Genomic DNA, 12479 nt, shown 5'->3' on the forward strand with positions numbered 1-12479 from the left:
TTGCAATTATCTCCTTAGAACACCTCGCATTTTTATCTTTTCAACAAAGCTCTAAAGGTCCGAAACCTCCTCGGGAACATTTTATTTTAATCCATATTGAATGAGCAAAAGCCAAATTACATTTAACAAAAAAGAACGAGAAAAAAAGAAATTACTCAAAAAACAACAAAAGATTGAGAAAAAAGAATTCAACAAAACCAACAACGACAAAGGAAAATCTTTGGAAGAATTGTTTGCTTATGTTGATGAGCATGGGAATATCTCAGATAGACCTGCAATCAAATTAAAAGAAGGGGAGAGCCCAAGTATGGCTTCCAATCATCAAGATGACTATTCCTTCGGAAAAGTTGTCCATTACAATACCGATTCCAATTATGGGTTCATCAGAGATAATGAGACGCAACAATCTATTTATTTCAATGATCGACTTGTTGGGCAAAAATTAAACCTGAATCAAAAAGTTAAGTTCAAGTTCAAGAGTGCAAAACAGGGTGCTCAGGTAACTGAAGTTTTGATTGAATATTAATAAACGAAAATTCCGCTTGTGTTAAAAGCGTTGAACGATAAAGCCCTCAAGCACTTCTAAGTAGCGAGAAACTAGATGGAAGCTAATCGAGGGCTTATTTTTTTGTTGTCAACTCACAGAATGGTCTTTGGGGCAGTCTACTCCTTAAATTTTAATCCCTTTTCCATTAATGCCTGACTTAACAGGGGCAAGGAAGCTTTTCCAAGACCATGGAGCTTCAATAGGTCCTTTATCGAGTGCTGAGCCAGCTTTTCAAGTTGATCTATACCATGGTTTAACAGTGCATTTCTAGCGGGGCTACTCAAAAGAGCTAGAAAACCATCTTCAGGTTTCATTTCCTTTTCGCATATTGGACAGGTTGGGCAATCTGTACTCTTATAGAAGCTGTGCCCATTACTACATGTTCTTTTGGTTTTGATTCTTGTCATATGACCTATATCTGCTAATTAATTACAATATCAACACTATTTTTCAATTATAGTTTTTTTGCTATTGAAGGTCTGTTTACCGATAAGATATTCTGTAGTGGCTTTGAGCAGGATTTTTCTGAACGTATATTCTATATTGTTCCAGAACGTATTTTTATCAGTTGTGCTTTAATTTTGGCTGCAAACAATATGATTGGTTCTATCTGAACTTTTTCTGATATAACGGGGCTGATGGAATAAGAAGTAAAATAATCCTCCCATAAAATAAGCGATGACATCATACGGATCTCCCGTATTATAGTCTGTGTAGTTAGGCATCACGTACTCAAACAATAGTGATACGATCGCCGATATAATCCAAATTTGGTATAAAGGATATCCATGCGGTTTTCCTTTATTGAATAGAAAGCTTCCTATGATAGATGCGACATGAGCAATAATAGGAACAAATGCAAAATCCGTAAGCCAATTGTTTAAAAATGGAATAGGGAAATGCTGTAACCGTGTAAATCGAATAAAGAACCAGCATAACCAATAGAAAATAAATAGACCGTCAAAAAGATTCTTTACTAGTGCGCAAACGAAATGGCGATCAACATGGCAATTGCGCCGCATACCATCAAAGTTAAAAACATAAAAAAAGCTGTCTGTTTACCGAATTTCTTCCAAGGGCCATCATTTGGATGGGCTGGAATAAGCGTTTGCTTTAGATCAAGGTATTGATTTTTTAGCCAGTTTCCTTTCTTTTCGCCATTCATATGATCTTCATTTATTATTCATGACACAAAATTAGAACAATTGTTCTAATTTTGTGTCATGAATACGAAAGAAAAAATTATTGATACAGCATTAAGTTTATATAATCAAGAAGGGATACGTACCGTTACCACACGGCAGATTGCGCAGGAAATGGGTATTAGTGCGGGAAATCTACATTATCACTTCAAACATACAGAAGATATTATCTTTACTGTCTTTGAGCAGCTCAGGAACGATTATGACCAAATGATGGTTTTGTTTCAAAAGAAAGATGTGACATTTCAGGATTTATTGCTGGAATTTACCAAGGGATCTTATCAGTTAATCAATAAATATAAGTTTATTTTTGTCAATTTTGTCGAGATCTGTACTTGGATACCTGCTATTGGGGATGCCTACCGGACTCTTGTTGCACGACGTGAGGAACAGTTTATTTCCCTCTTTGAGCACTACTCCAAATTGAGGATGTTTAGACAGGATATACCAATAGCCATTCTGAAGGGTTTTGTACGTCAGATTTTTATTATATCAGATTTCTGGTATTCGAGTTTTGCGGTATTGGGCGGTCGATTTGAATCGGATGCCTTGGAAGACTATCGTCAAACGATAGCGGTTGCTTTTTACCCATACCTCATTTAATTCGATATTATGTCTATGAAAGCGTTAAACTAGGCCGTATCCCTGATCTTAGCCCTTTGTTAAGGTGAAAATGGCTATTTCGGGACGTGCATTAAAGCGGATAGGGATACTATGACCAAGGCCCCTGTTGATATAGAGCGTTCGGTTTCCGGAAACTTTCTTAATGCCCTGATCATAGTTTTTATTCGAGACGGGGATAATGGGAGAACCCCGGAATGGTATCCGAACTTGTCCAGCATGTGTATGTCCGGATAAAATCCAGCCTTCATAGCCGTTCCATACATCCAGATCCGCAACATCGGGGTTGTGGCAGAGGACAAGGCTCGCTTGGTTAGGGTTGTAGTTCTGCATAGTTTTTACAGGGTCAAAGTTTGTTCCCCAATAGTCGTCCATGCCATAGATACGGAGGCCATTTATTTGCAAACTTTCGTTTCTTAAAACGGTAATACGATACTTTGTTAATAATGCAGTGATCGAGTCAGCTGCAGCACCATCCTTAAAAGCCCGTCCGTAGTCATGATTTCCCAAAATGGCCAATGTCTGTAGCTTTCCTTTTGGGGCTAATTGCATGACTTCGTCGAGATCAGCGAGTGGGAGGGTATTGTGGACCAATCGGACAAAATCGCCTGTGTAAACAATAATGTCCGGATGTGTTATACCAACTTTCGCGAAGTTGTTTTTGATAAAATCTTTACTGACATAGTCGCCGATGTGGATATCCGAAATCTGAACCAGCGTTTTCCCTTCAAGGTTTTCGGGAAGGTTTTTTATCGGGAGTTTTAACTGGTCGAATCTGACCCAATGTGGTTCGATCTGCCAGGCATAATAACCAAGCAGTGCAGCGATTAAGGTCAGGGTAATAAAGGCTTTCTTAAAAAAACGTTTCTTCTTCATTGTGTTTTGGCTATCCAGTCCGATTTTGTAATCTGCATATTGAGACCTTTCCAAATTTCATTTCCAATGGAGGTTTCGGATGTGATGCTTTCGTTGATTTCAAATCCCACGCCTTCATAGCATTTTATTGCACTGCTGTTCCATTCGAACACATTTAGGTCTGCTTTATCGTATATATCATCGATAAAAAGGAGTTTCAGCATCGCATTAATGGTTTTCTTACCATAGCCCTTATTTCTTTCCGTATTGTCAGCAATCAATATGCGGGATAGTCGCGGTATACTTCTTTCAAAGTTCAATTCACAATGTCCGATAACGTTGTGCGTTTCTGTACTGACAATTTTATAGGGACGGCGTCTGGGATCGTCAATATACTTTTTTAATTGTTCATCAGTCACTGGAAATGAAAAATATGGACCTGCAAACTGCAGGAGTTCTTCTGGAGATCTGATCCAGGATTTGAAGCGGTCAAAGTCAGCTTCTTCAAATGGAAGCAATGTGATCATAGCCTTCTTGTTCTTGATATTAGATTGGAGGGTTAAATTAGATAATTGTTGGCCGCTTTCCTAAGAAATTCGTGTTTTTTACGAAATTTGTTCCGAATTCACCGATAGTAAGATTTTATGCCAACACTTATCTTAGATACCATTGTAAACGCGCCTATAGCGATTGTTTTTGACCTTGCCCCGCAGTATAGATCTGCACATGTATTCGACTGGTAAGACAAACGAGAAAGCGATAGCAGGTGTGACCAGTGGGCTGATCGAAGCCGGACAGACCGTTCAGTGGCGGGCAAGACATCTGGGGGTATATCAAACGTTGACTGTGCGGATCACAAAAATGGAAAAACCTTATTTTTTCGAAGATAAAATGATACAGGGGGCATTTCAGTCCATGGATCATCAGCATGTTTTTGATGAGCAGTCTGATGGTACCGTGTTGATGCGGGATGTATTTAATTTTAGGGCACCCCTAGGGCTTTTGGGGCGGTTTGCCGAATGGTCTTTCCTGGCAGGTTATATGAGACGCTTTCTCGAAGAACGCAATCATATCATCAAGCTGGTTGCCGAATCCGGAGATTATAGCTGTTATATCGAAGGGTAGGGTGGAGGATACTTTTTACATGCTGGCTGTGGGTAAGGAACTTAATGATTTCTAGAAATTATGCTGAGGTGCGGGTTTTCCTCTAAAAGCTGTTCCTGTAGAAAATCGAATGCACCTCTTTGGTTCATTGTCACCTGATGAATCTTGGAGAATTCATTGTAAAAATAGATGCGAAAACTATTCGGGCCACGGTGGTTCCGTATAATCTTGGTCTCTATACGGTGAATCTGACTGATCGGAATTTTTTTATTTCCAAAAAAAGGAAAAAATACAAGCTCGTGCTCCTGAAAAAGATAAGGAGCAATGCTTGCATAGATACGGACAAGTCTTTGGGTGTATCGTTGATAAATAGCAAGGTCGCGACTATTGAGACAGCGTAGGACAATAATAAATTTCTGATTTTTTGCATAAACAAACCAGCAGAGCCCGCCGAATAGAACTCCGAAATAGACGAACAATGTACTCAAGAGCGGGAGGGACTTGTAAAAAAAAGTCAGTTTATCTGAAGCAGCTGTCCACTTATCCAAGAAAACATAGAAGAAAAAGCCATAGCAAAGAAGAAACATTGCTATAAATAGTCCAATACCTGCATTGCGGATTTTCTTGATTTTTCGTATCTCGGTTTGTAAAAAAGAACTGTGATCAGATGGATAGCTTTCCATATAATAAATGAATAGTGTCTGGATGTAGCAAAGTAGATGAGAGATAATTGATCTCGATCTGCAGAAATAAGCTGTCTTCAGGCGAATAATTATGCATATAATGAATTACATTGTAAGGCAAAGATAAAAAGAAGCGAGACTTTTTGCTTGAATCTGTTTTTTAAAATTCTGTGTTGTCTGGTCTTTATGATTTGAATTGTGTTTTATGGATGTGATTTTTCTGTTTATTTAGATGCTGTTATTATGCTGAAGAATAATTTGTTTTGTCTTTTTTAATTATTTCCTCACTGTTTTTCTATGTGGTAAATCTGCTGGTATTACACATGAAGCGCTTGTAGCGCTTAAAACATATCGTTAACGTAAGGGCGGGGCAATACAAGCTGAGGGGTAACTGTTGATGTTCGCCTATTTTTTAATAGCTATTTGGAGTAGTTCTATTTTTATGCTTTTTAAGACATCTTTTGTTTGCGCTATATCTTGGGTACGCTTGTCGTTCGCAAGAGGCTTGTATCGCTTAAAAATACGGTTATATGAAAGGCGGTTGTAATGTGTGCTGTACCTATCTGCGGCTGATCCTTTGTGCTAAGCAAGCTGATCGGTTTCTATCCGCTTTCTATGGCTTTTAAGACATTATTTCGTTTAAGCTATGTCTTGCTGCTCTTTTGTCCGTAAATGTTTTGTATCGCTTAAAAATGCGGTTAAATAAAGGGTAGCTGTGATGCAGGCTGGGGCGAGCTGCGGATGATCGTTTAGTCCCTTCGTTTGGAAGTTGTGGAAGTTGTTTCGTCTGAAGCAAGCAAGCAGCAAGCAAGCAAGCAAGCAAGCAAGCAAGCAAGCAAGCAAGCAAGCAAGCAAGCAAGCAAGCAAGCAAGCAAGCAAGCAAAGCGCAGTAGAAATATACAGCAGTTGAAAGATGATATTTTTAGATTGACTCGATGTAGGGAAGGTTGTTGTATTGGAGAAAAAGGTGTGGATAAAATTTTATCCAAGCTCTTTTTTAGTTGAAAACCGTAGCTTTTGTCCTGTTTTTTACATTATTTTTTAATTTATGTAATTCTTGTAAAGTATTCTATTTTAAATAATAATATATCTCATATTGTTGATTTTAGTGCTAAAGGATGAAAACTTGTGTCAAAGGCGGTTTTGACCAATAATGCGCATGGTCTATGTGATTTTAACCCATAAGAAATGCGCTTTTGAACCCTGTTATTTTAGCATTTTTTCGCAAATAGACCTACTCATCTACGGACTTATTCTTGATTAACGTATCGTTTACAGCTATTTAATGCAGACGGTATCGGAAGGTAGGTAATCGTGTAAGGGAATTCTTTATAGCTGTTCTTTTTAGGAAGAGACGGCATCATACCTGCTGTAATGGCTATAAGATCAAAAAGAGATAGATTGCTGGTTTATTGGTGTTTTTAATCTGTTTAAATTGCTTTATATCAATATAATTATGGGGTTTATTTGTTTGTTTTGTTTACAATAAGAAATCTCAATAAAGATAGGGCGTGAAAGACTACAGCAGCAACTGGAATCCAGGGAAGGCATCCATAATGGGGTGAAAAATATGCTATTTTGGACTTATGTCGTCCACTTTTGAACAGGGTTTTAGTTGTGCTGATCTGGCGTGATTTTGGATTTTGTCAGCAGGATTTTTCCTTTTATGAGGTCATCATTGAATTGTCCGACAGTCGTTTTTTGAAGCATCTCTGATAGGCTATTGCGAATACTTTTAAACTCATGATGTAGCGGACAGGGATACTGTTCTGAGCAGAACTCCAAGCCCATTCCACAGCCCACAAAAAGGTTCTCCCCATCTATTGCTTTAACCACATCTGATAAGGGTGTATGCATATCGGATGCATCCAGATAGAATCCACCACCGGGTCCTTTCATGGAACGAATAATACCTGCACGGCTTAAATTTTGCAAGATTTTGCCGAGGAAGGCTTCAGGCGAGTGGATATTTTCGGCAATTTCTTTTATGCCGACACGTTTGTTTTCTTGCGAACTCTGTGCGATGAAAAAAACTGCCCGGAGACCATATTCACATGTTTTGGAAAAAATACCCATAATCTTTTCTTGCTTTTCCACAAAGGTACAAAAACAAGAATAGCCATCCGCAAACCATGGAAAATTTACGGATGCCTATCCCAGTTGGCTAATTGAGCTGTAGGGAAGCTGGTCCAAACTCTTCATAATGAATATGCTCGGTCTGGATGCCTTGGCCACTCAGATACTGAAAGTGTTTTTCTATAAAACCTGAAGGGCCGCATATGTAGTAATTGGCTTTTTGAGGCAGATAATCCGGATCGATTTTGGTCAGATCTACCCAGCCTGGGAGATCGTCGCTGTTGCCTTCCTGGACTTCATCGTAAAACGAGAAGCATCTGATATGATCATGTTCTGCCTCAAGTGCCCTGAGTCTACCTTTAAATGCGTGTAAATCGCTATTTCTACAGCCGTGAATCCATGTTACTGTATTTTGTCCTTTTGTCTTGATAAGTTGTTCCAGCATGGCCATCAACGGAGTCTGACCGACTCCGCCACTGATAAAGACATGCGGATGCTTATTCTCGATCAGGTTAAAGGAGCCAGTAGGCGCTGTCAATTCCAGCTGTTTTCCCTCCTGAAAGTATTGATGCAAGTAGTTGCTGACCATTCCTTCCGGTTTTCCCGTTATAGTTTCTTTTTTTACAGAAATACGAAGGTACTCACCATTACTGGCGTCGGATAGGCTGTATTGCCGCGGCTGGTAAAGGTGAAGCTCAGGTAGATACACACGTACACTTACATATTGGCCGGCAGTATGTTTTGGAAGTTGACCACCATCAGTTGGTGCTAAGTAAATTGACTGGATTTCTTCGGTCTCCGAAACGATTTTAACGATGTTAAAAGGTTTCCAGCCTGTCCAGCCACCTTCGTTTTGGACCATTTGGTTGTACATCTCTTTTTCGATACCGATCATCAGGTCGGCTAATTGAAAGTAGGCAACTTTCCAAGCTTCGATAAGCTCATCTGTAGCAGCGTCGCCCAATACTTCCTGGATAGAAGCTAATAGGTGCTTGCCAACAATCTGATAATGTTCAGGACGAATATGGAGACTAGTGTGTTTTTGTCCGATGTGTTTGACGGCGGATAGTAGTACATTGGGATTGTCAATATGCTCTGCATAAGCCAATACAGCGGTAGCCAATGCCGTTTGCTGTTTCGCATTTTGCTGATTCCCCATATTAAATATATGCTTGAGCTCAGGGTTGTGCGTAAACATGCGTTTGTAGAAATGACTGGTTAGCGCAACACCGTGCTCCTTCAAAACGGGTATAGTGCCTTTGATTAGATCTTTCTGTGTTTCGGTAATCATAATAAAATATTTAAATACCTTTTTGTCTTTTATTTTATTAAAAAAAAGGAATGAATGTGATTTTACCTCTTTTAGAGGTTGTTACTACTCCTTGATAGGGTACATTTGCAAATGACTATCGTAAGCAAAAATAGTAAAATTAAATAAAAGACAAAAATATCTTTTATTTAATTTGCCTGCAGGCTCATGTTGATCGTTATTTGGATTTTATTGTTTAAGAATTGCGGAAAGAATATTCAGGATGATGTCACTATTTCCAGGTTTTTAGGTTACGGGCATAAAAAGTCCATTCTGGGGTATTGATTACCTCTTTGTCGATATCGTACCAAGGGCTTAACGCTGGATTGTTCCAATTGTTTAATAGCTGTATTTCCTGCGCCGGCATATAGCTTTGGGCGAGTAGTACAATTGTTTTGCCTTCCTTATTTTTTGCGAGATCAACGACGATAACAGCGTGGCCAATAGGGGAGCCTTTCTGTACGAAAGTGTCTCCGATTTTGACAGTTGTGGACGATTTTACATGAGGAAGCTCATCGTGTAAAGAAGCGGTGTTGGCATAAGCAAAAATATACTCCATATACTTCCAATATTTTGGATACGTATAGTCTCCTTTGGCATAATCCGTATAGGTGCGTGGTTTGCCATCGGAGAGAAAATTGAATTTAATATCCTGATATCTCTTTTGCTGGTAGAGGTAATCTGACCGTAATCGCATGACCGCGTCGGCGCATTGGTGCAGGTCGCGTTTGCCGATATTGAGTTTTATAACGCTATTATAAATGTTGTTTCGGGGCTTAATTTTTCCGTTATAATAACGTACCTCATGATCAATGGGGTGTAAGGGAAGGTTTTCGAGAAAACTACCGAAATCTTTTGACGTGTAGCTGAGCCTTTCAAAACCTGCAGGCAATAAGATTCTCGATTTGACAGTCATTCCCTTTGGATCAATAAACTGTCTCCCGTCAGGATTGCCGGTCTCCACCGTTAGGTCTTTGGATTTCGGTTGGAATACAGCTGAATTAGACTGCCCGCAGCCGCTAAGAGCTTGTAAGGATAGGATGGATAATAGCAGGTATGTTGTTGTCATATCAGAATTTTTATGTCAGTGTTACCGGTCTTACTAAGATAATCAAAATTAGGAAGAGTGTCCAGGTCAAAAAACTGCGGAAATCTACATTAGCCGTCAGCCAATATCGGCGATATCTTGGTGGTGCACCTTTTTCTAAGTAATTTAGATCAGAGAATCTGTTTTCATCGTCAGACAGGACATGATTCGCTTAAAAAAGGAAAATAAGGATGAAAATACTTTCGGCATCCCAGATGAACTGGGTAGATAAACAAACGATGCATGAGGAGGGGATCAGTAGCCTTGAATTGATGGAGCGGGCCGCCGCCGCTGTTTTTGAAGCAATCAAGCAGCAGTATCCAAGCTTGGAGCAGCACTCCTTTTGTATTTTTTGTGGTAAAGGCAATAATGGTGGTGATGGATTGGTACTGGCCAGGCTCCTGGATCAACAGCAAGCTGAGGTCCGCGTCTATTTAATTGATGCGCCGGATTATTCGGCAGATAACTTAGCAAACCAAAATCGCTTGCCTGCTCATCTTATCCAAAAAATCAGTACCAAAACTCAGGTTCATATTCCTGGCGGGGCGATTGTGTTAGATTGTCTATTTGGTTACGGGCTGAAATACCCGCTGAATGAAGACTGGCGGAATCTCATTGCAGCTATTAATGGTTTTAGTGGAGCTGTTTATGCGATAGATATACCTTCAGGTCTTTTAAGTGACGAAACTACACCCAAGGATTCACCCGTGGTGGAGGCAGATCTGGTGTATACGTTTCAGTCCCCTAAATTGGCCCTGTTAATGCCTGAGAATAGATTTCGGGTCAAAGCATTTCATGTATTGGATATTGGGCTGAGCCCAACGGCTTTTGATCAGGTTGATACCCCTTTTCACTATGTCGATTCAGCTTTGCTCAGGTCGTTCTATCGGAAACGAAATAAATTTGATCACAAGGGGACCTTCGGACATAGTTTGATCGTCGGTGGGAGTAAGGGCAAGATGGGTGCTGTGCAATTGGCCTTAAAGGCTGCTTTGCGTTCGGGCTGTGGTTTAGCTTCTGCCTATATACCATCCTGTGGCTACACAAGTATACAGACTGCCATCCCAGAAGCGATGGTACTTACAGATTCCGACGACAATCTAATCTCACGGTTTCCCGATGTGCATAGCTTTCAGTCCATCGGTATAGGTATTGGTATGGGAACAGCCCTAGCTACGATTGATGCTTTTAAGGTGTTTATCACGCAGGGGCTTGATACCCCCTTGGTATTGGATGCGGATGCATTGAATATCTTGGCACATCATCCCGAATTATGGCAGTTCGTTCCGAAACAAAGTATATTGACTCCACATCCTAAAGAATTAAGTCGATTGCTGGGGACTTGGCAGAATGACTTCGAAAAGATGGTTAAGGTGAAGGCCTTTGCAGCTCAATACCAGTTGTACGTTTTGATCAAAGGGGCCAACAGTGCGCTGGTAACACCTGAGGGAGTAATTTATTTCAATAGCACCGGCAACGTCGGAATGGCTACGGGTGGCAGCGGAGATATCTTGACCGGGATATTGACGGCTTTGATTGGTCAGGGCTATTCTTCCCGGGAAGCACTGATTATGGGCGTATACGTTCACGGAAGGGCTGCTGATATTGCGGTACCTTCGATTGGCGTTTATTCCCTATTGCCTTCAGACATTATTAGTTACCTTCCAGCGGCATTTTTAGAACTTGAAATACAGCGATGACAGATTGGTATATCGAACAGGTATTTGCGGCCCGCACCTGGAAGCTCCGGAAGGAAATATTCAGTGCCAAAGGGCAACTGTCGGAGGTTATGCTTGATGGGGATTTTGAAGCGGCTCATTTTGCGGCTTATAGTGGTGACGAGGTTGTTGGCATACTTACCTTACTGTGCTGGGAAGGGGATTATGAGATTCTTTATCTTGCCGTTCACCCCGATTTTAGAAAACAGGGGGCTGGTAGTGCGCTACTTCGTTATGCGTTCCAATTTGTTAAAACAGTTGAAGGTCGTAGTCTCTTTGTTCGGACGACTTCGGAGCATCATCATTTTTGGATACAAAATGGATTTGTCATGATGAAAGAATCGGGTAAACCTGATCGATTTATATCCAAAGTATAAGAGGGCGATATATCCCGGTGATAAATGCACGAATAGGGAATTCTCACGATCGGGCTAGTTCTTGAAATTTCCCTCGTGTGGAATAATAGACTGAGTGGGCATTAACCCAGATTTTTTGAATTGCCTTAGGTTTTTATTGTCTGCAGTGGCATGAGACAATAATGCGAGTCATGTCTGTTGCGCGTGGCGAAGTATCTAAAAACAACGATCATCAGGTACATGATGCCCTTGTTTTGATAGTAGACGACATCTTTTATGCTGCCTAAAGGCTTGTATAATCAATATGGTCCGCTGCTGTAATTGGTCGGATGACGCGACAGGGATTGCCAGCGGCAATAACATCTGCTGGGATATCCTTTGTGACCACCGAACCTGATCCGATCACCGCATTTCTGCCAATACGGACACCGGGGTTAACAACTACCTGACCGCCGATCCATACATTATCTTCAATGACAATGGGGGCCGAAAATTCCCAGCCTTGATTTCTTGTTTCAAAATAAATCGGATGACCAGCGGTGAAAAGGCTGACATTCGGACCAAACAATACGTTTTCACCGATTGTCACTGGAGCTCCATCCAAAATGGTACAGTTGTAATTACTGTAAAAGTTTTCACCTATAGAAATATTGTAACCGTAATCGCAACGAAAGGGTGGCTCCAAAAAGAAACGGGTACCTGTCGTTTTAAAAAGCTTTTGGATGATCTGCTTTCTGAATTTGATCTGTTTCGGTTCGGAGTCATTGAAACGTTTGAGTTCTTCCTTTGCATATTGTCTTTCCTTAAATAGCTGTCCATCCGTATCAATATAAGGGATTCCGGCAATCATTTTCTCCTTCGATGATTTCATTTTGTACCTGTTTTTTGTCTGTGGCAAATATACAGGAAGTTTCCAGATTA

The 12479-nt window shown here is 40.5% G+C and carries 15 protein-coding genes; 6 read left to right on the plus strand and 9 right to left on the minus strand.

Annotated elements, in window-relative coordinates; translation table 11 throughout:
* Positions 1-100: 100 nt before the first annotated feature.
* The gene (locus tag ACK8HY_RS03500) at positions 101-526 is read left to right on the plus strand and encodes a cold-shock protein (RefSeq protein WP_077435304.1); all 426 of its coding nucleotides are present in this window, start codon (positions 101-103) and stop codon (positions 524-526) included.
* Positions 527-663: 137 nt separating this feature from the next.
* On the opposite strand, the gene ACK8HY_RS03505 is transcribed toward ACK8HY_RS03500, so the two are convergent.
* The gene (locus tag ACK8HY_RS03505; protein WP_077435302.1) at positions 664-954 is read right to left on the minus strand and encodes an RNA polymerase alpha subunit C-terminal domain-containing protein; all 291 of its coding nucleotides are present in this window, start codon (positions 952-954) and stop codon (positions 664-666) included.
* A 569-nt stretch (positions 955-1523) separates the two neighbouring features.
* On the minus strand, positions 1524-1712 hold the full coding sequence (locus ACK8HY_RS03510; RefSeq protein WP_077435300.1) for a hypothetical protein: 189 nt from the start codon (positions 1710-1712) through the stop codon (positions 1524-1526).
* A gap of 58 nt (positions 1713-1770) precedes the next feature.
* On the opposite strand from ACK8HY_RS03510, the gene ACK8HY_RS03515 reads away from it, so the two are divergent.
* Entirely contained in the window at positions 1771-2352 is a 582-nt protein-coding gene (locus ACK8HY_RS03515; RefSeq protein ID WP_416132781.1) for a TetR/AcrR family transcriptional regulator, read from the plus strand.
* 48 nt (positions 2353-2400) lie between these two features.
* Here ACK8HY_RS03515 and ACK8HY_RS03520 read toward each other — a convergent pair whose 3' ends face one another.
* On the minus strand, positions 2401-3246 hold the full coding sequence (locus ACK8HY_RS03520; RefSeq protein WP_416132782.1) for a metallophosphoesterase: 846 nt from the start codon (positions 3244-3246) through the stop codon (positions 2401-2403).
* Entirely contained in the window at positions 3243-3752 is a 510-nt protein-coding gene (locus ACK8HY_RS03525) for a GNAT family N-acetyltransferase (protein ID WP_416132783.1), read from the minus strand. The genes ACK8HY_RS03520 and ACK8HY_RS03525 overlap by 4 nt, the downstream gene beginning before the upstream one ends.
* Positions 3753-3951: 199 nt before the next feature.
* Between ACK8HY_RS03525 and ACK8HY_RS03530 the strand changes: the two genes are divergently transcribed.
* Entirely contained in the window at positions 3952-4350 is a 399-nt protein-coding gene (locus tag ACK8HY_RS03530; RefSeq protein ID WP_416132784.1) for an SRPBCC family protein, read from the plus strand.
* 41 nt (positions 4351-4391) lie between these two features.
* On the opposite strand, the gene ACK8HY_RS03535 is transcribed toward ACK8HY_RS03530, so the two are convergent.
* Positions 4392-5012, minus strand: a complete 621-nt coding sequence (locus ACK8HY_RS03535) for a hypothetical protein (RefSeq protein WP_416132785.1) — start codon at positions 5010-5012, stop codon at positions 4392-4394.
* Positions 5013-5774: 762 nt separating this feature from the next.
* On the opposite strand from ACK8HY_RS03535, the gene ACK8HY_RS03540 reads away from it, so the two are divergent.
* Positions 5775-6017: a hypothetical protein gene (locus ACK8HY_RS03540; RefSeq protein ID WP_416132786.1), complete on the plus strand. Its 243-nt coding sequence runs from the start codon at positions 5775-5777 to the stop codon at positions 6015-6017.
* 606 nt (positions 6018-6623) lie between these two features.
* Here the strand turns inward: ACK8HY_RS03540 and ACK8HY_RS03545 are convergent.
* The 3 genes from ACK8HY_RS03545 to ACK8HY_RS03555 form a co-directional block, all read right to left on the minus strand.
* Complete coding sequence (locus ACK8HY_RS03545) at positions 6624-7109, minus strand: Rrf2 family transcriptional regulator (protein ID WP_317041797.1); 486 nt, start codon at positions 7107-7109, stop codon at positions 6624-6626.
* A 67-nt stretch (positions 7110-7176) separates the two neighbouring features.
* Entirely contained in the window at positions 7177-8379 is a 1203-nt protein-coding gene (hmpA, locus tag ACK8HY_RS03550) for an NO-inducible flavohemoprotein (protein ID WP_416132787.1), read from the minus strand.
* Between the two features lie 250 nt (positions 8380-8629).
* Positions 8630-9466 (minus strand): DUF4846 domain-containing protein, encoded by an 837-nt coding sequence (locus tag ACK8HY_RS03555; RefSeq protein ID WP_416132788.1) that lies wholly within the window; start codon positions 9464-9466, stop codon positions 8630-8632.
* Positions 9467-9675: 209 nt separating this feature from the next.
* Here ACK8HY_RS03555 and ACK8HY_RS03560 point away from each other — a divergent pair, with 209 nt between their 5' ends.
* A complete protein-coding gene (locus ACK8HY_RS03560) occupies positions 9676-11184 on the plus strand; it encodes an NAD(P)H-hydrate dehydratase (protein WP_416132789.1) in 1509 nt (502 codons plus the stop codon).
* The gene (locus ACK8HY_RS03565; RefSeq protein WP_416132790.1) at positions 11181-11579 is read left to right on the plus strand and encodes a GNAT family N-acetyltransferase; all 399 of its coding nucleotides are present in this window, start codon (positions 11181-11183) and stop codon (positions 11577-11579) included. The genes ACK8HY_RS03560 and ACK8HY_RS03565 overlap by 4 nt, the downstream gene beginning before the upstream one ends.
* A 262-nt stretch (positions 11580-11841) precedes the next feature.
* Here the strand turns inward: ACK8HY_RS03565 and ACK8HY_RS03570 are convergent, their stop codons facing one another.
* Entirely contained in the window at positions 11842-12429 is a 588-nt protein-coding gene (locus tag ACK8HY_RS03570) for a sugar O-acetyltransferase (protein WP_416132791.1), read from the minus strand.
* Positions 12430-12479 lie beyond the last annotated feature (50 nt).

Source organism: Sphingobacterium sp. NGMCC 1.201703 (genome assembly GCF_047784615.1).
Classification (GTDB): Bacteria; Bacteroidota; Bacteroidia; order Sphingobacteriales; family Sphingobacteriaceae; genus Sphingobacterium.

Coding starts and splice junctions, on each gene's coding strand:
- ACK8HY_RS03500 (WP_077435304.1), top strand. CDS start 101: ATGAGCAAAAGCCAAATTACATTTAACAAAAAAGAACGAGAAAAAAAG.
- ACK8HY_RS03505 (WP_077435302.1), bottom strand. CDS start 954: ATGACAAGAATCAAAACCAAAAGAACATGTAGTAATGGGCACAGCTTC.
- ACK8HY_RS03510 (WP_077435300.1), bottom strand. CDS start 1,712: ATGAATGGCGAAAAGAAAGGAAACTGGCTAAAAAATCAATACCTTGAT.
- ACK8HY_RS03515 (WP_416132781.1), top strand. CDS start 1,771: ATGAATACGAAAGAAAAAATTATTGATACAGCATTAAGTTTATATAAT.
- ACK8HY_RS03520 (WP_416132782.1), bottom strand. CDS start 3,246: ATGAAGAAGAAACGTTTTTTTAAGAAAGCCTTTATTACCCTGACCTTA.
- ACK8HY_RS03525 (WP_416132783.1), bottom strand. CDS start 3,752: ATGATCACATTGCTTCCATTTGAAGAAGCTGACTTTGACCGCTTCAAA.
- ACK8HY_RS03530 (WP_416132784.1), top strand. CDS start 3,952: ATGTATTCGACTGGTAAGACAAACGAGAAAGCGATAGCAGGTGTGACC.
- ACK8HY_RS03535 (WP_416132785.1), bottom strand. CDS start 5,012: ATGGAAAGCTATCCATCTGATCACAGTTCTTTTTTACAAACCGAGATA.
- hmpA (WP_416132787.1), bottom strand. CDS start 8,379: ATGATTACCGAAACACAGAAAGATCTAATCAAAGGCACTATACCCGTT.
- ACK8HY_RS03555 (WP_416132788.1), bottom strand. CDS start 9,466: ATGACAACAACATACCTGCTATTATCCATCCTATCCTTACAAGCTCTT.
- ACK8HY_RS03560 (WP_416132789.1), top strand. CDS start 9,676: ATGAAAATACTTTCGGCATCCCAGATGAACTGGGTAGATAAACAAACG.
- ACK8HY_RS03565 (WP_416132790.1), top strand. CDS start 11,181: ATGACAGATTGGTATATCGAACAGGTATTTGCGGCCCGCACCTGGAAG.
- ACK8HY_RS03570 (WP_416132791.1), bottom strand. CDS start 12,429: ATGAAATCATCGAAGGAGAAAATGATTGCCGGAATCCCTTATATTGAT.